The sequence below is a fragment of the Ruegeria sp. AJ12 genome, from assembly GCF_056536245.1.
Map to the genome: position 1 here is coordinate 3,206,310 of NZ_JBQFJJ010000001.1, position 16,789 is coordinate 3,223,098.

A 16,789-nucleotide genomic window follows, 5' to 3' on the forward strand; every position below is an offset into this window, starting at 1 on the left:
ATCACTCGCTTTCCGGCGTGGTGCGCACTGCACCGCGCGGCAGGGTCAGCGCTTTGACCAGCAATTCGACATCCTTGCGGAATTCGTTCATGCTCTCTTGCCGCCCTGCGGAAATCTCTTCGAGGATCCGTAACAACTGTACATCCATTGATCGCAGACGCATGCGGCTTTCGGCGTCGATACCGTCGCCAGAAACACCGTGGTCTCGCATGTGATCCAGCAACGCATCCTGTCCCAGAGCCACCCGTTCCAATGCCGCCGTGACACCTTCGGTATCGGACTGACGCGTGTTCAGCTCACCGATGGTGTCGACCAGCTGACCCAGCTTGGCCGAGACTTCGGCCCGGTCTGTTTCCTGTGCCGAGAACAGGGTTTGCAGCGCATCCATCTGTTCGGACATCGCATCCAGAACCGGCGTCAGGACTGCAATTTCCGCACCTGCGCCCTCTTCCGTCCCGGCAAAGCCAACACGCGTGATCGAGGACAACCATTCCTCGAGTTCGCGATAGAACCGGTTCTGGCCGTGACCGGCAAACAGCTCCAGCAATCCGACGATCAGCGAACCCGCCAAACCCAGGAGCGACGAGCCAAAGGCAACGCCCATTCCCTGAAGCTGGGCCTCCAGCCCGGTCATCAACCGGTTGAAAACGGTCAGTCCTTCTTCCCCTTCCTGCGGGTTCAGGCTGCGGATTGTATCGACGATGGCAGGCACCGTGGTGGCCAATCCAAAGAACGTACCCAGAAGGCCCAGATAGATCAGGACGTTGGTGATGTAACGTGTAATCTCGCGTTCTTCCTCAACCCGTTCGGCCACGGAATCGAGGATGGATCGTCTCGAGGTGGAACTGATCTGCGAACGCGCCCCTCTTTCGCGCAGCAAGGAGGCCAGCGGTGCCAGCAACTGTGGCGTCCGGGCGTCTTCGCGCACCACGCCGCCCACGAAGGCCTCGATCCAACGGACGGACCCGATCAACTGTGTCACCTGATAGAAACAGGCAAAGACGCCGATCACAAAGACAAGCAGGATAAAGCCGTTGAGATAAGGGTTTGCGTAAAAGACCGGGAGAACGTACGGCAGCGCCATAAAGACCCCAAGACCCGACAGCCCGATTGCGATCAACATCATCACAATTTGACGAATTGGATGCGAGAAATGCGGTCTCGCGCCCTGATGTGCCTGCGCCATGCGCGTGGTTCCCGGTTATTGCCTGCTCTGGCCCGAATCTAGCGAAAATCCGCCGGTGACGCCAAGGGTTTATGCGGTAAGGCTGCGAACCCGTTGCGACAACCACTCAAGATCCGGATCGCGCAACCCGATCTCGGAAAGATGCTCGGCCGTGTTGTACAGGTATTCGGTGTTCGGGCCCCGCCCGCCCACTGCGTGCGCGATGATCTGGGCCTGATCCTCCAAGGGCATACCTCCGCAGTACTGAACATGATGCGCGTCGATCACGTATGTCACGGCATTCACCACCGTACCCGTGTCCAGATGCACGTCCAACATGCGCTCGACATAGGCTGACGAGATCAACTCGCGTTCGCGCAACTCGTGCAGGGTGCGGTCTTCATGACCCGCTTCCACCGCCAAAGCCAGTCCTTTGCAATTGGCCTCAACCTGTTCATCCAATGCCAGCACAAGCCCCGGCTTGTCTTCGGTTCCGCGATGATGGATCGAGCTCATACAGAAGGATCGGGCATACCCGTGCAGGGTCGCCCGTTCACTGTGCGCCACCGGAAACCCCGGATTCCACAGCAGCGATCCATATCCAAAAACCCACATCGTCATTGCACTGGTCCTTGCCCGTTTCGGCCTATAAACATCAATTCCAAGGCAGGAAAAAGGGCCATTTCTCATGCGCCGTCTGATACGAGTGTTGCTTTTGGGTGCGGTGGCATGGAGCGCCTATTGGTTCATCGCCGGCTACGGCCTGCGCAGCGCCATAACAGGCTGGTTCGACCAGCAACAAGAGCTTGGCTGGCAGGCCGACTTTTCGGGCGTTGTGACCGCCGGTTACCCAACACACCACGTGACCCGCCTGGACAACCCTGCCCTCGCCGACCCCATCAACGGAACGGCCTGGAGTGCGGATTGGATCGAGTTTCAAAGCCCCGCCATCTGGCCCGGACGGCAGGTTCTGCGCTTTGCGGACACACCGCAGCGACTGTCCTATTTCGATCAGACCGCAACCATTGAGGCCAGCGCATTACAGGCAGAGCTGCAACTGCAACCCGGCGTGGCACTGGTGCTGGAAAAAATGGCTCTCACCGCCGGTCCGTGGTCTGTCACCGAAGACACAGGCACGCTGGCGGCGGGCGATACTCTTGGTCTTGTCATGGAGCAGACAGCGACACCCGAGGCCTACGCCATCACCATGCGCGCAGACGGGTTCACGCCCGGAGACGACCTGCGCGATCTGATGAAGTCAGCCGCGTCGCTGCCACAGGCGTTTGAAACGCTGGAACTGGACGCCGTAGTCACATTTGACAAACCTTGGGATCGCAGCGCACTGGAGGAACGACGCCCGCAACCGATTGAGGTCGGGCTGCGGTTGGCGGAGATCAAATGGGGGGAGTTGCACTTGTTCGCGACCGGAGAGCTGGAGGTCGACGCCCAAGGTATCCCCACAGGCGAAATTGCAATGAAAGCCGAAAACTGGCGAGACATGATCGCGATGGCCAATGCGGCCGGCGCCCTGCCCGATCAGGCGGTTGATCCGGTTACACGCGCGCTGAACTTTATGGCGGGTCTTGGCGGCAATCCCAACGCATTGGATTTGCAATTGAATTTTCGTGACGGGTTTGTCGCGCTGGGACCGCTGCCATTGGGTCCAGCGCCGCGGCTGATCTTGCGCTAGCGGCAATAAGGCCCAGTGCGGTAACGCGCCGTATCCAAGTGAAAATGATCGCGGTGATATCGGTCTGAATTTGGGCCCAGAACCGTTCCGAACGGGCCGCACGCGCCGCGCCAGACCTTCTTGAGTTGCTTCTGAGATGGATTCTTTCGCCATCCGTCATAAACGGTCACCACTTCGCCATCGGCCATGACGAAACCCGATATGTCGATGGCGCGCCCTTTGCCATGCTCAGAGATGCGAGCGCCTTTGCGGTTGTTGCGGGTGCGGCAGGCATAGTGGGCGGCCACCTGCAACTGGACCACCGGTCCGCGTCGCTTGAAGGTTGGTTTGACGGACTTGTCGACCCATTTGTTCAGCGCAATTGCGGTGCCGCAATCCATGGTCGACGGACGGCTGAGTGTGACGCCAGAAACCGATGTGATCTGAACGGCATCCTTGACACCACACGCCTTGATCTTTCCGGGAACCTTGCCAACAGGTTTGCCCTGGATCGCGATATCGCCACAAACCGACCCCTTGCGCAGCTTGCGCTTTTTGAACAACGCTTCCCGTTCCAGGGATTTGGGTCTCAGATACGGCATCAAAGAGATATCCGGTCCAAGCAAAGGCAGATCCGTCGGGCGAGCCGCAACGGCCAGAAGCTGAGGAGAGGCAGGCCTTTGTTCAGGGCGCAGTTTCGGAATGGTGATCGCAGGTTTCGTTTCGACTAATGCTGCACCAGCCAAAGGCAGATCACCGCCCGAATAGGCGACCGGTCGCGCCACGGGCATAAGGGAACGTTCCACGGCAAAAGACTGTGTCGTTGCAGCAAATAGAGCTGCAAATCCAATCAGCATTCGTCCCCAGAACCAGTTCATCAACTTACCTTTCCGCGTCCAAAGTTGGGTGCATCGGTATCCTGCCCGGCGTCGATAATACCGCGGCGGATGGCCCGGGTACGGGTGAAATAGTCAAACAGATGATCGCCGTCCCCGGTTCGAATTGCGCGTTGCAGCGCAAAGAGTTCTTCGGTGAAACGCCCCAGAATTTCCAGCGTCGCATCCTTGTTGGTCAGGAAAACATCCCGCCACATGGTGGGGTCCGAGGCCGCGATGCGGGTGAAGTCCCGAAAACCGGCGGCCGAATATTTGACGACCTCGCTGTCCGTCACGCGGCGCAGGTCATCCGCGACACCGACCATCGTGTACGCAATCAGGTGCGGAGCATGAGATGTCACGGCGAGAACAAGATCGTGATGATCCGCGTCCATTTCATCGACATTGGACCCCATGCCTTCCCACAAAGCCCGCAGCCGGGCGGTGGCGTCCGGGTCGGATCCTTCAACCGGTACCAGCAGACACCAGCGGTTGTCGAACAGTTCCGCAAATCCGGATTCGGGACCGGAATGCTCGGTTCCGGCCAGCGGATGTCCGGGGACAAAATGCACGCCGTCGGGGATATGCGGAGCCACAGTCCGGATCACGTGGCGCTTGACCGACCCCACATCGGTGACGGTCGCGCCGGGTTTCAAACTCGGAGCGATGTCCTTGATCACTGTCTCCATAGCACCAACAGGCACACACAACACAACCAGATCGGCACCGTCCACCGCCTCTTGCGCCGTGTCGCACACCCGGTCGCACAACCCGATGCGGCGGGCTGTGTTGCGCGTGGCTTCGGATCGTGCATAGCCGGTGACCTCGCCCACAAGACCCGCGCGCTTGATCGCCCAGAACATTGACGAGGCAATCAGGCCGAGTCCGATCAGCGCCACGCGGTCGTAAATCTGGCTCATGCGGCGCCCCCTTTGAACGCAGTAATCGCCGCAACGACACGGCGGCAGGCCTCTTCATCGCCCACGGTGATCCGCAAAGCGTTCGGCAGGTTGTAACCCGCAACCCGGCGCACGATCAAACCCTGCGATTTCAGGTGGTCGTCGCAGGCTTCTGCTTCGGCCTGATCCGCAAAGCGCGCAAGGATGAAATTGGTGTGCGACGGATCGGACGGGACACCGATCTTTTCAAGTTCTGCAGCCAGCCAGACCCGCAGGCGGGCGTTTTCAGACTGACAAAATGACAGGAATTCGACATCACCCACAGCAGCCTCTGCGGCAGCCAATGCCGTCAACGACAGGTTAAAGGGCTGACGCACCCGGTTCAGAACATCAATGATCGGTTGCGAGGCGTAACCCCAGCCAACCCTCATACCGCCCAGCCCGTAAACCTTGGAAAAGGTCCGTGTCATGATCACATTTTCATGGCGATCCACCAGCGATGCGCCCCCGTCGAACCCATCGACGAACTCGGCATAGGCCCCGTCGAGCACTATCAGGCAGGTCTTTGGCAGTGCATCGGCCAGGCGCCGCAGTTCACCCTCTGAAATCATGGTCGAGGTCGGATTGCCCGGGTTGGTGACAAAGACAATTCGGGTCCTGTCATTTACGGCCGCCAGAATATTGTCCACATCGACATGACGGTCCCGCTCGGCCACCATCACCGGCGTCGCACCGACCATTCGGGCGATGATCGGGTACATCGAGAACCCATGCTCGGTATAGATGACCTCGTCTCCCGGACCGGCATAGGCGTGCGCCACAAATTGCAGCACCTCATCGCTGCCGACGCCGCAGATGATCCGCGCCGGGTCCAGCCCGTGCCGCCCGCCAATCGCGACGCGCAGGGTGCCGTGATCGGTGTCAGGGTAGCGGTGCAAAGTCTCCGCGCTGTTGCGCACGGCCTCGATGGCCTTGGGGCTCGGGCCAAAGGGGTTTTCGTTCGAGCTCAGCTTGATCACGTGCTCCACCCCGGCCACATGCGACTGGCCGCCCTGATACAGCGCGATGTCCATTATGCCGGGTTGAGGGGTGATCTTGGTCATGAGAGGCTCCGTTCAGTGGGCCCCTCATACCTGTCTCAAAGCGTTGAGAAAAGCGGCAATTCCGTCAGGCGGCCTTGAAGCGGGCCGTCTCCGGGTCCGCATTGTAGTAAGGCACGAACTCCTCGGTCCGGCGGGACAGATCATTGACGCTGTCGATGATGAACTGAACCGTCTGCTCGCTCATCAGATACGAGAAATTCAAACGCACCCATCCGGGCTTTTTCATCTCTTCCCCTGCAGACAATGCTGCGTGCAAGTCCTCGGACGCCTCACGGTCGATACCCAGCAGACGGTGCGCGTAAGGACCGGCACACGCGCATCCGCCGCGCGCCTGAATTCCGTAGACGTCGCTAAGCATGCGCGTGAACAGCTGTTGGTGAACAGGCTGTCCGGCAGTGTCATGCACCAGGAAGGAATAAATCGGCAGACGATGCGGGTTGTCTGCGCCAAGCAAGGTCAGGTGCGGATTGTTTTTCCATCCGTCCAGTGCCATGCGGTTGTACAGGGCTTCGCGCCGGGCGATCTCATCCGTGCCAACGACGTCCTTGATCATGAAGGCCAACGCAGCGCGGATGTCACCGATGACATTGGGCGTCCCGGCCTCTTCGCGTGTGGACAGATCCTCGCTGTAATCGTGCCGCCAGGGAGAGACAAAACTGACAGTACCACCGCCGGGCCAGCTTGGGCTTGTGCGCTGAACGGCCTGCGTGTTGACGATCAGCACGCCAGACGCACCCGGCCCGCCCGGAAACTTGTGCGGAGATACAACGATGGCATCCTTACGCGCGTCTTCACCTCCCATATCCATGGGCAGGTAAGGTCCGCCCCCTGCGTAGTCCCAAACGGCCAGCGCATCATGAGCCTTTAGAATCCGCGTGACGGGATCAGGATCGGTAATGATTCCGGTGACGTTGGATGCCGCCGAAAACGACCCGATCACCAGATCAGCAGCCGCGTGCTCGATGAGCGCGCGCTCCAGCGCCTTCAAGTCGACACCACCCTCTGCACCCTCGGGGATTTCAACCACCTGCGCCTTACTTTCGCGCCATGGCAGGATGTTTGAGTGATGTTCGTAAGGCCCGATCAAGACAACCGGCCGGTCAGCCTCTTCCACCCCCAGCAGACTGACCAGCCGATTGAGCCCCGCAGTGGCACCGGACCCGGTAAAGATCACCGCGTCTTCTCCCCTCGCGCCAACAATGCGGGCAATTTCGACACGCGCTTCGCGCCGAAGACGCGTCATGTAGGACCCGCAGTAGGAGGCTTCGGTATGGCTGTTGGCGTAGAACGGCAAAACATGCTGCACCACAAAGTCTTCAACTTGCCGCATGGCGCGACCCGAAGCGACATAATCCGCGTAAACAAGCGGTACATCCCCATGCAGACCCGGGATCAGAGCATTCTCTCCGATCAGCCCGTCGCGCAAAGAAGAATTGTGAGTGGTGGACTGGATTTCCGCACGAAATTTGGACAGGGTCATAGCATCGGCTCCTTACTGTACCACCTATGTGATTGATATGGAGCGCAGAAACTTCACCTTTCTTTGCGTAGATTTCTAAAACTTTGTGTCATATGATAAGTAATGGAGCAAAAAATAGATCAGATTGACATGCGTATCCTGAAGGAACTGCAAAAGGACGCAACGCTGTCGCAACGCGAACTGGCCGACCGGGTTGGCCTGTCACAAAACGCATGCTGGCGCCGCCTCAAAGCCTTGAACGATGGCGGAATATTGCAGGGCTCATCGGCGCGCATTGCACGCGAAAAGCTGGGGCTGAGCCTTGTGGTGTTTGTAATGCTCCGAACCCGACATCATTCGGCTGAATGGCTACAGGCGTTTCGCAGTCACGTTCTGACCATCCCCGAGGTCGTGGACTTTCACCGTATCGGGGGCGATTACGACTATCAGCTAAAAGTCGTGACGCAGGACATGGCATCTTACGACAAGGTTTATCAGCGACTGATCGAAAAGGTCGAGTTGGACAGCGTCACGTCGTATTTTGCCATGGAGGCGATTGCCGAGGGACGACCGCTGCCTCTGTAAACACAAAAAGGCCGCGCAACTTGCGCGGCCCAAATGATCCGGTCTCGGCGAAGATCAGTTCTTCGCGTAGAATTCAACAACCAGGTTCGGCTCCATCATAACCGGGTACGGCACGTCGCCCAGCGACGGTGCACGCACAAAGGTTGCGGTCATTTTCGAATGGTCCGCATCGATGTAGTCCGGCACGTCACGCTCCGCCAATGCAGCGGCTTCCAGAACAACGGCCAGTTGCTTGGACTTGTCACGCACTTCGATCACGTCACCTTCCTGAACGCGGTAGCTGGGGATGTTGACCCGCTTGCCATTCACCTTGACATGGCCGTGGTTCACGAACTGACGCGCGGCAAAGACGGTTGCAACAAACTTGGCGCGATAGACGACGGCATCCAGACGACGCTCCAGCAGGCCGATCAGATTTTCACCGGTGTCTCCTTTGACACGCTCGGCTTCCGCATAAATGCGGCGGAACTGCTTCTCGGTCAGGTCACCATAGTAACCTTTCAGCTTCTGCTTGGCGCGCAGCTGCAGACCGAAGTCAGACAGTTTGCCCTTGCGGCGCTGACCGTGCTGGCCGGGGCCGTATTCGCGGCGGTTGACCGGGGATTTCGGACGACCCCAGATGTTTTCGCCCATCCGGCGGTCGATTTTGTACTTGGCAGACGTGCGTTTGGTCACGGCTGATCTCCTTCGTTTAGGTCGAGGCCGGTGTGGCCACTATGAAGGGCGTTGTCCTCTTGAGGTTTCCCCCATGACAGGCATCCCCTTGCGGGGGCCACCAACACCAATGAAGCCGCGCTTATATCTACAGAAATGGCAGAGTCAACACGTTGCACAAGGATGCTTGAAGTTTCTCTTGGGAGCGGGCGGAAACGAGTTCAGAGAGATCGGCCGACAATCAACCGTGGTGAACTGGCCTCGGTGAGTTTGCTGCAATCCGAATCTTTTCACTGACCCAGGGCGCCTTGTTACCCGCCTGTGTCGGAAAGGCGATGACGGTGGAACCGGATTCGGTCTTAGAGTCCCAACTCACACCAAGATCGGTGATTTCGCTGATCCAAAAGTCCTGATCCCGTGGCGGACACCCGTTTTCGAACACCAGGGTCGGGGCAACTTCGTTGGCTTCAACAATCAGCTGTGCCGAGAACTGCTGCGCACCATTGGTCAGCACGACCCTCCCGCTGGCGCGACCCGAAATATCCATCATCAGTGCAAACCGGTCATTGGAACACCTGGCAATGCCACCAGCAAGCCCGGCCTGTTCAACATGTTGCTCCTGACTGACAGCAAGCATGACTGCCTGCCCCCGCCAAGACCACGCGGCGCCCACGACCAATGAGGCCGAAGGCGCAGCCTCAAGCCCGTCAATTTCCGTTTGTTTCCATGATATGGCTACGCGACCGTTGCATCCGGCTGTCATCTGCCCGCCTGTACCTTTCAACACCCTACCGTTTACTCACACGTGCTTATCAGCGCTGAATCCGGCGGAAAAGAGACGGAAATGCAGCATTCACATGAATGTTGCAGAACTGAATCAGATTGCTTTGCTATGATCCGTTCTAAACTTTCGGGTAAGACCCTGTGCGAAGAATTGAAACTCGACCAACGTGAAGCTCGTGAACGCCTGCGCGCTGCTGCCAGTGACGCCAAGGCGAACCCTGAACTAGCCAAGGCGAGAAAGCCGCGCACCCCGTGGCAGTGGGTGAAGGGGTCCAAAGCACTTGAAGAAGCCAAGCGCGCTCTGAAGTGACAAGAAATCGAGTATGGTCTTGAACGACTTCTTGCCGTCAAAAAAGGCTTGACATAACAATGGTTCTTGACAGCCGCCTAGGGGGCGGCTGGCTTGGGCTATATTATGAACTTGAATGAACTAACTCTTGAAAGCAAAGCAGTTGCGAAGCCGTCCTTCGAAGATTGGCTTCAAGGCCGCAGTGCTCAGCTTTTGTCAACGAATTTTGGCTCGGAAGCCATTGCTTTTCAGAACTGGCGCAATTTCAAAGAAGCTTTTGCGCCAGAGCTAATTGGTCAGGCATTTGAGGAAACATCCAATCGACTGAATAGAAAAGTTGAAACTTGCATCGATCCCTTCGGAGGGTCGGGCACAACGGCACTGGCATGTCAGTTCCTTGGAGTAAGCCCAACTACAATCGAAGTAAACCCGTTTTTAGCTGACCTGATAGAAGCCAAGCTTTGTAGCTACGATGTCGAGAAATTAATTGAAGATTTCACTTGCGTGGTCGAAAAGCCGATGCGTCACGTGGAAAATCCTCTACCAAACTTACCGCCATCCTTTGTTGAGCCGGGAGTTAAGGGCCGATACATCTTTGGTCGAGAAGTAGCATCAGTTCTGCATGTTCTTCGCAGACGGATTTTCAGATTGGAGAATGCAGCGAACCGAAGGCTAATGAGAGTACTGCTTGGTGCCATAGCATTGCCGGTAAGCAACGTCGTGGTCAGTGGAAAAGGACGCCGGTATCGAAAGAACTGGGCGGACAGGGAGAGCTCCAAGCAGCAGGTAATTCAAGATTTTTCCGATGCAGTTATTCGGGCAATCTTCGATATCAGGCGCTATTCTGATCGACAAAGTACCGACTATCGCCTGCTGCGAGGTGACTCGAGAAAGCTGATTCCGAACAATCTGAAATTTGACATGTGCGTTTTCTCGCCGCCATACCCAAACTCATTTGACTACACAGATGTTTACAATGTTGAACTCTGGCTTTGCCAGTATTTGAAGGACTTCAAGGCCAACAGAACCCTTCGCATGGAGACTCTTCGTAGCCACGTTCAGGTCGCGCGTGGCTATGAGACAGGTGAGTTGAAATCATCGACGTTAGCAGATGTTTATGGACAACTCTCCGACGTACGCACTTCACTTTGGAGTAATAGCATCCCGGACATGGTGCGTGCCTATTTCGACGACATGAATACAATTCTGGCTCGTCTGCACACTCAAATAGTGCCGGGTGGAAACGTGTACATGGTTGTGGGAGATAGCCAATACTCAGGAGTGCCTGTGCCTGTCGCACAAATTCTAGAAGAATTGAGCACTTCTCTGGGTTTCCAAGTATCGGGTACCGAACCGTTCCGCTCGATGCGGGCTTCCCCTCAGCAAGGGGGTAGAAAAGAACTCTTAGAAACGTTGGTCACGCTGTCCCGGTAATTGGTTGTTTTCGAGTATTTCTTGCTGCTTTTGCGGATCGGAATAGGAATCCACGCCACAGCAATATTTCGTTTTCACTTGCTGCATCTTTGATGTGTTGAAAGCATGTTTCGTCACCATCATCGGATTTTCTCATGTCGAAACAACAAAGAGCGCCTTTCAATGCACCCAAATTCGACTTGTAGGCAATGGCTTGATAAAGTCCATCCTCAATTGCCTGCTCGTGATCAGCAGAAGATTTCTTTCCCGTAGAAGTCATGTCGCAGAGAGCTTTAAGCTCCAAAAGCCACTCACAAACAAACGCTGTAATTCCGCCAGATGAAAGCGTCTGCCGATGTATGGAAACGTCCGCTCGCCCTTCTTCGGTTACAAGCTCGGCTCTAACATTATAGTTGCAAAAAACTGCAGCCAGTGCATCGACTAAACGTCCTTGGATACGCTCTTCCGGTCGGTTTTCAGGAACTCCATTTGCGGCGTCAGACCAAATTTTCATTCCGTGTGCTTCTATTGAGATGCTGGGTGTTTTGATCTTTTCACGGAAATTCTTCAGCGCTTCCAAAATTGCTTCCGTCGAGATTGGAAGATCATCAAAGTGTATTGGACCGGCCAGTTCTCTTTGGACGATTCCATCCCTGTAGAATTTTCCAATTGGCCGTTCGCCGCGCCAATCGACAACGATTGCCGGTAATTCTCCCAACCCCTTGTCAACAATGAGATCGAAAAGCTTGTCGATGCTGTCCCATTCCACCTCAAGCTGAAACGCGGATGTCAAAGCCACCGAAGTGACAAAAACATGATTCCCAATAGGATCGTTCCCGTGATCCAACAATGGCTGCTCGATGTGATCGCACAGTTTTTTGCTACCTGCCAAATCTTGGCTCAGTAAAAACACTGAGTAAGAACCACTTTCACCTCTCGAACAACGCAGTGTTATTAGGTTGCTGACGCGTCGTGCGAACTTCGTTGGCAACGACCCGCCTGCAGCCCCCGGAATGCCCTCCGCTTCAGCAAACTCACCAATTTCATCCAGCGAGACACCGCCAAATGTAGAAGCCTCAGCCATGCACTCTCCTCTTCATCAACCTCATATACATCACTAGTTTTTCGGCCCGGCTGAGTGAAACATGGTCTGGAACAAATCGTTGAAACTCTTGCGCCACACGCCAAGAAGCATTGTCGTTTGTGGAAGAAACCCATTCGGCGAAGTCAACAATCCTGCCCTCCGCAATGGACGGGTCAGAGTACGCTGCATCAACTACCGCTACATCATCTCGAAGTTCGGGTTGAATGCCGACAAATGCGTCCGCGAGCTCAAGTAGGAAACCCTCGGACTGGGTTTCATCGGGCAAAACGCGGATTGCGGCCAAAAGCTCAATGCACTTTTCCCTTTCAAGAGAGAAAGAGGCTATAAGCCTCGGCTCATCACTCGCCTCGGAAGTTGAAAGTGAAAGGTCTGCTACTCGTACTAATCCGTCGCCCACCAGAACGTCCAATTCTCTTTGAACAACGGGAAAAAACGGCGAACCATGCTCCTTTAGGACAGATCCTTCAAACGGATGCAAATCCCATAGAGGACTGAGAACATTCACGAAGAATGCAAATGAGTGGAAAGCTGCTCCCTCTATAGGAGTCCCTCCCACCCGTTCCAATGCATCGAGCATTTCCACCAATTTGGCCCGGACAAACAAGCTATGATGTTCGCTTGCGGCCACGATCAGACCTCAATTCCTGCGCTCAGTATATCATGGATTTTCCCTGTGTATTCACTCTTCAACGTTCTGAGGGCAGCGGTTGGAGCGCCTAGCTCGACAAGGTTAATCAATCGCTGCCTTCTCAGGTCTAACGTTGAATAGTGGCTTAGAGTGCGGGGAATAAACTCCCCTTCCACTACATTGCACGCCAAGATGATTGTGCTGTCTTCTCCCTCTGGAACGAGCGAAGCAAAGAAATCTCCTGCTTTTTCTGCGAAAACAGCATCGACGGAACCTTCTGGGCCATCGACCACAAACGATCCACGACCGTTTCCAAACACCTTTAGGAAACTGACCCGGAAAATCAGATCTAGGTACTCTTGTTGAGACAACGAAACCTGCGTCTGCTCTCTTCTGATAAAGTCCCCATCGGTTGCAGCACTGGTCATCTCAACTTCAAACGCTGGAAACTCAAACGTCTCGCCCGCTTGGCCAAACCTTGTTTTTCTGGGTGCATAAACAAGGCGAACATCTTCTGAGAAAAAGGATCTTGCTAATGTGTTGAAGGATGTTTCGAATTCAAGACGGCGTTTCTCCATGGCCTCTGACAAACTCTGTAGCAGAGATGCAATCTCGTTCTCGGCAGTTTTTCTGTCGTTCACATAGGCATCGACTTCACGACGAAGAATCGAAATCTCGTCTTCGGTTCGGGCAAGGGAAGTTTGGTCGGTGGCTGGCAACTTCCTTTGAAGAGCGCGAACAGTGCGTCTAGCATCGTCAGCTTGCTTTCGTGCGATTTGAAGCGCTCGATCCGTTTCACGATAGTGAACTCTAGCTTCCTCGTGACGCTCGCCCCTTTGAGAGTCCGTAAGCCGCGCATTTTTTAACTTTTCATAAACTTTCGCGGCCTTCTCATTAAGCGCGGAAGCCGTAGAAATCAACGGTTCCAAGTTGTTACGCTTATTCCCGCAAACCAAGCAGCGGTCTTCACCCCTGCGGTCCTCCAATAGCTTTGCTGCATCTGAGGCGTCGTTACCGCAAGCAATACAATACCGTTCCGAGAGTATCTTCAGGAAAATGTACTGTTCGTTCAAGCTTGCTCCAGCGAAGGCGTGTTGAAGAGACCGGTACTTAATTTCCTCGTATTCTTGCAGAAGCTCCTCAGTTTTCCTTTCCGCTTGTTTGAGAGAGATACGTGTATCCGATCTGCGGACCTCCGCTAGATCAAGCTCGCGCCTCATCTCAAGCTCATAAGCCTGAGCGGCTTCGAGATCCGCATCAGCACTAGCCAGCCGCGCGCGCGTTTCAGTCAAACTTTGATGTTTGTCTTCTTCCTTCTTGCGCCGCGAAACGATCCTGTTGATGTTGGAATTCAGGCCTCTCGCAGAGCTGTCAGCTGAAATGATTTCTGCCTCCAGTTTTCGGAGCTTCACTGCTTCAGGGGAAAGAACGGCACGAAACAACTCGTATTGAGCTTCTAGACTCCAGACCAAAAGTTCACGTTCCTCCAGGAAAAACGTGATAAAGTCGATCAATCTGACCGTATCTTCAAAGCGACCGACACCCATCGCCTTAACAAGTAAGGCCCGATACTCATCCTCGTCAGTAGTTACTTGTTGTTCAGCAGTGCTGTAGAACGTGGCGGAGACGAGCTTCAGATCGCTTAGGCGACGGGTTACCGTACACGTTATATTGCCAAAGTCGATTGTCAGAGAGGAGATGGCGGATTTTGCCGCATCTCCAACGCGCACCGCAAACAATCGATTGTGAAGCGCAAACATATCAGAGGTCGATCCGGCAAACCCCGGCTTGCGTGCTCTCACTGCTCCAATCAAAGTGTGCTTTAGAACCAATAGTAGCGTGCTCTTCCCAAGACCATTCACGCCTAACACTACCCAAGGCCCCGAAGTAAGATCGATATCGATCCCTCCTCCATCGCCCGGGTAGAGCGAATATCCGTCAACCTTGATCTTTTTGTAAACGGGAAAATTAATCAATTGTCATGCCTAAACTCGCAGTTTTTCACACGCTAGGCGAAAATTCTTAAACCTACCACAACAACGTTAGGGAGAGCGCTGAGTAAACCCAGCTACAGAATGCCGCATTCAAACAGCCACGCCGCACGAGGAGTTCGCGCGATTGCAGTTTTGCCAATTGATACCCTAGCGATACCCGGCAACGAATTCGCGCCCGAAAATGGGAAGGTATGTCCATTTAAGGCATTGATTCTATTTTGTTTAAATGGTGCCCGGGGGCGGAATCGAACCACCGACACGAGGATTTTCAATCCACTGCTCTACCCCTGAGCTACCCGGGCATGGGAACGGTGTTTGCCGTTGGGTGGAGGCCTTCTAGGGCTTGCGCCAGAGAGTGTCCAGAGGCTTTTTGACATTTTTTAGTGCGGGCGCTGAGGCGTGTCGTCGCTCTCAAAACCATCCAATTCCGTGTCGTCTTCGCGTTGCGACGGGACGGCGTAGGACCCGTTCAGCCATTTCGCCAGGTCGATGTCTGCACAGCGCTGAGAGCAGAAGGGGCGAAACCTGACTACAGTTTCCTCACCGCAGATCGGACAGCTCATCTCAGCACCTCATTCAACGGAAGGCGTCCGCGTTTGCGCTGTAGCTCGAAATGACCCAGCGGGGTCCATCCGGCGAGGGTTGTTTCGACCGGATCGTGTTTGAAAGCCGCGCGTAAGGCCTGCTCAAAGCCGCGGCGGTCCTTTTTGGGCATAGGCGCCAGATCCAGGGTCACCTGGCCACCCAATCCCCGCACGCGTAGCGCACGGGCAAGGTGTTTCGCGCAGGCGAAGTTGGCTTTTGAACCTGCCGCCAGCGAGGTGTCCGCCCCGGTATTGACATCGACCGCCACCAGGGCGCGGGTGGGTTCAATGAACAGATGGCCGCCGCCGGGCAAAGGCTCCGCAGCACTGCGCGCCTCCTCCAATGCATCCAAAACGCCTTCGGCCTCAAAACCGCCGGGTTTGGTCACCACATCCGCCGGATCGGTCCAGTCGCGCCAGGCCAGAACGTGCGGGCCATCACCCTCGCACAGCGTTTCAGGCTGGGTGTCGGCCTCATTCAAGACCTGATCCGCCTGCGCCAGCATCGCGCCGATATCGTCGGCAATCTCGTCCGCGTCGGCACCGCGACAGCAAGAGCGCAGGATCAGGCCGTAGGAGCTGTCGCCCATCTGATCATGTGCAATTTCCAGAAGACGGTCCCGCTCTGCTTCGTCTCGGATGTTGCGTGATATGTTCAGCCCCGGCGCATCCGGCGTGACAATTGCATATCGGCTTTTGAACAGTACCCGGTCGGTTACCGGAAGCGCTTTGCCGGGTTCCGCGTATCCGGTTACCTGAACAAGTAGAGATGCACCTGGCGCTACGCCTTTGATCTGGCGCAGAAAGGCCGGGCCGTCAGGCGTCGTCAGGAACATACCGCCCTGTCCTTTGACCGGTCGATCTGCGCGCGCCCGGTAAATCGTGCCGGGGGATGGAGCGTCTCCGGAAATCAGGAAGTCGTCCAGTCTGCCGTCAACCATCAGGGCCGCAGCTTCGCGGTCGTTGATATGGTCCAGAATGATGGTGCGACCTTTCATGACACCTCGTTGTACAGCGGATAGCCGATGGCCTGCAGCAGGGCTGCGGTTTCGGACAGTGGTAGTCCCACAATGCCGGTAAACGAACCTGAGATCCAAGGAATGAACGCGCCAGCTGGCCCCTGAATTGCGTAGGCTCCGGCTTTGCCTTGCCAATCATTGGTTGCGAGATAGGCGTTCACCTCGATATCCGACAAGCGTTTGAGCCTGACCTGAGAAACCACGTCCCGCTGCAGCACCCGCGCGCCCTTGCGGATCGCAACCGAGGTTACGACACGGTGCCGCCGCCCGGACAAGGCGTACAGGTACTCAGCAGCTTGACCGGCGTCTTCCGGTTTGCCCAGAATGCGGCGGCCAAGCGCAACTGTAGTGTCGGCGCACAGCACGATATCCCCCTCATCCGCCTGAACAGCCTGCACCTTTTCGCGTGCGATGCGATTGCAGTATGGAACGGGCAGTTCCCCTTTTCGCGGTGTTTCGTCTATGTCAGGGGGTCGTATGGCGTCGGGTTGCACGCCAAGCTGCGCCAGCAGGTCCAGCCGCCTGGGACTGCCCGATCCTAAGACGAACGCCATTGCGGTGGGCG

The 16,789-nt window shown here is 55.9% G+C and carries 18 protein-coding genes and 1 tRNA gene; 4 read left to right on the forward strand and 15 right to left on the reverse strand.

Features of this window, described 5'->3' with window-relative positions:
- Position 1: 1 nt before the first annotated feature.
- Positions 2–1,186 carry a biopolymer transporter ExbB gene (locus ACR3E0_RS15990; RefSeq protein WP_480479807.1) on the reverse strand — a complete coding sequence of 395 codons (1,185 nt, stop codon included), beginning with the start codon at positions 1,184–1,186 and terminating at the stop codon, positions 2–4.
- Positions 1,187–1,255: 69 nt separating this feature from the next.
- Complete coding sequence (locus tag ACR3E0_RS15995) at positions 1,256–1,786, reverse strand: gamma-glutamylcyclotransferase (RefSeq protein WP_480479808.1); 531 nt, start codon at positions 1,784–1,786, stop codon at positions 1,256–1,258.
- Positions 1,787–1,853: 67 nt separating this feature from the next.
- Here ACR3E0_RS15995 and ACR3E0_RS16000 point away from each other — a divergent pair, with 67 nt between their 5' ends.
- Entirely contained in the window at positions 1,854–2,855 is a 1,002-nt protein-coding gene (locus ACR3E0_RS16000; protein WP_480479809.1) for a DUF2125 domain-containing protein, read from the forward strand.
- Here ACR3E0_RS16000 and ACR3E0_RS16005 read toward each other — a convergent pair.
- From ACR3E0_RS16005 to ACR3E0_RS16020, 4 genes are all read right to left on the reverse strand, one after another.
- Positions 2,852–3,712 (reverse strand): extensin-like domain-containing protein, encoded by an 861-nt coding sequence (locus ACR3E0_RS16005; protein WP_480479810.1) that lies wholly within the window; start codon positions 3,710–3,712, stop codon positions 2,852–2,854. The two genes, ACR3E0_RS16000 and ACR3E0_RS16005, sit on opposite strands and share 4 nt — an antisense overlap.
- Entirely contained in the window at positions 3,712–4,629 is a 918-nt protein-coding gene (locus tag ACR3E0_RS16010) for a prephenate/arogenate dehydrogenase family protein (RefSeq protein ID WP_480479811.1), read from the reverse strand. Before ACR3E0_RS16010 ends, ACR3E0_RS16005 begins: the two co-directional genes overlap by 1 nt.
- Positions 4,626–5,711 carry a histidinol-phosphate transaminase gene (gene hisC / locus ACR3E0_RS16015; protein ID WP_480479812.1) on the reverse strand — a complete coding sequence of 362 codons (1,086 nt, stop codon included), beginning with the start codon at positions 5,709–5,711 and terminating at the stop codon, positions 4,626–4,628. Before hisC ends, ACR3E0_RS16010 begins: the two co-directional genes overlap by 4 nt.
- Positions 5,712–5,775: 64 nt before the next feature.
- The gene (locus ACR3E0_RS16020; protein ID WP_480479813.1) at positions 5,776–7,191 is read right to left on the reverse strand and encodes an aminotransferase class V-fold PLP-dependent enzyme; all 1,416 of its coding nucleotides are present in this window, start codon (positions 7,189–7,191) and stop codon (positions 5,776–5,778) included.
- 102 nt (positions 7,192–7,293) lie between these two features.
- On the opposite strand from ACR3E0_RS16020, the gene ACR3E0_RS16025 reads away from it, so the two are divergent.
- Complete coding sequence (locus tag ACR3E0_RS16025; RefSeq protein WP_480479814.1) at positions 7,294–7,755, forward strand: Lrp/AsnC family transcriptional regulator; 462 nt, start codon at positions 7,294–7,296, stop codon at positions 7,753–7,755.
- A gap of 54 nt (positions 7,756–7,809) precedes the next feature.
- On the opposite strand, the gene rpsD is transcribed toward ACR3E0_RS16025, so the two are convergent.
- Together rpsD and ACR3E0_RS16035 are read right to left on the reverse strand one after the other, a co-directional pair.
- Positions 7,810–8,430, reverse strand: coding sequence for a 30S ribosomal protein S4 (rpsD, locus tag ACR3E0_RS16030; RefSeq protein WP_480479815.1), 621 nt, complete (start codon positions 8,428–8,430; stop codon positions 7,810–7,812).
- Between the two features lie 220 nt (positions 8,431–8,650).
- Positions 8,651–9,046, reverse strand: coding sequence for a hypothetical protein (locus ACR3E0_RS16035; protein ID WP_480479816.1), 396 nt, complete (start codon positions 9,044–9,046; stop codon positions 8,651–8,653).
- 255 nt (positions 9,047–9,301) lie between these two features.
- Between ACR3E0_RS16035 and ACR3E0_RS16040 the strand changes: the two genes are divergently transcribed.
- Positions 9,302–9,502: a hypothetical protein gene (locus ACR3E0_RS16040; RefSeq protein WP_480479817.1), complete on the forward strand. Its 201-nt coding sequence runs from the start codon at positions 9,302–9,304 to the stop codon at positions 9,500–9,502.
- Between the two features lie 93 nt (positions 9,503–9,595).
- Entirely contained in the window at positions 9,596–10,915 is a 1,320-nt protein-coding gene (locus ACR3E0_RS16045) for a hypothetical protein (protein WP_480479818.1), read from the forward strand.
- On the opposite strand, the gene ACR3E0_RS16050 is transcribed toward ACR3E0_RS16045, so the two are convergent.
- The 7 genes from ACR3E0_RS16050 to ACR3E0_RS16080 all read right to left on the reverse strand — a co-directional run bounded on the left by ACR3E0_RS16050 (position 10,899) and on the right by ACR3E0_RS16080 (position 16,778).
- The gene (locus ACR3E0_RS16050; protein ID WP_480479819.1) at positions 10,899–11,978 is read right to left on the reverse strand and encodes a hypothetical protein; all 1,080 of its coding nucleotides are present in this window, start codon (positions 11,976–11,978) and stop codon (positions 10,899–10,901) included. The two genes, ACR3E0_RS16045 and ACR3E0_RS16050, sit on opposite strands and share 17 nt — an antisense overlap.
- Positions 11,971–12,627, reverse strand: coding sequence for a hypothetical protein (locus ACR3E0_RS16055; protein WP_480479820.1), 657 nt, complete (start codon positions 12,625–12,627; stop codon positions 11,971–11,973). Before ACR3E0_RS16055 ends, ACR3E0_RS16050 begins: the two co-directional genes overlap by 8 nt.
- A gap of 2 nt (positions 12,628–12,629) precedes the next feature.
- Positions 12,630–14,603: a hypothetical protein gene (locus ACR3E0_RS16060; protein ID WP_480479821.1), complete on the reverse strand. Its 1,974-nt coding sequence runs from the start codon at positions 14,601–14,603 to the stop codon at positions 12,630–12,632.
- Positions 14,604–14,848: 245 nt separating this feature from the next.
- Positions 14,849–14,923: transfer RNA gene (locus ACR3E0_RS16065), tRNA-Phe, on the reverse strand.
- A gap of 78 nt (positions 14,924–15,001) precedes the next feature.
- Positions 15,002–15,184, reverse strand: coding sequence for a DNA gyrase inhibitor YacG (locus ACR3E0_RS16070; protein WP_480479822.1), 183 nt, complete (start codon positions 15,182–15,184; stop codon positions 15,002–15,004).
- The gene (locus tag ACR3E0_RS16075) at positions 15,181–16,203 is read right to left on the reverse strand and encodes a ribonuclease E/G (RefSeq protein WP_480479823.1); all 1,023 of its coding nucleotides are present in this window, start codon (positions 16,201–16,203) and stop codon (positions 15,181–15,183) included. The genes ACR3E0_RS16070 and ACR3E0_RS16075 overlap by 4 nt, the downstream gene beginning before the upstream one ends.
- Positions 16,200–16,778, reverse strand: coding sequence for a Maf family protein (locus ACR3E0_RS16080; RefSeq protein WP_480479825.1), 579 nt, complete (start codon positions 16,776–16,778; stop codon positions 16,200–16,202). Before ACR3E0_RS16080 ends, ACR3E0_RS16075 begins: the two co-directional genes overlap by 4 nt.
- Positions 16,779–16,789: the final 11 nt, after the last annotated feature.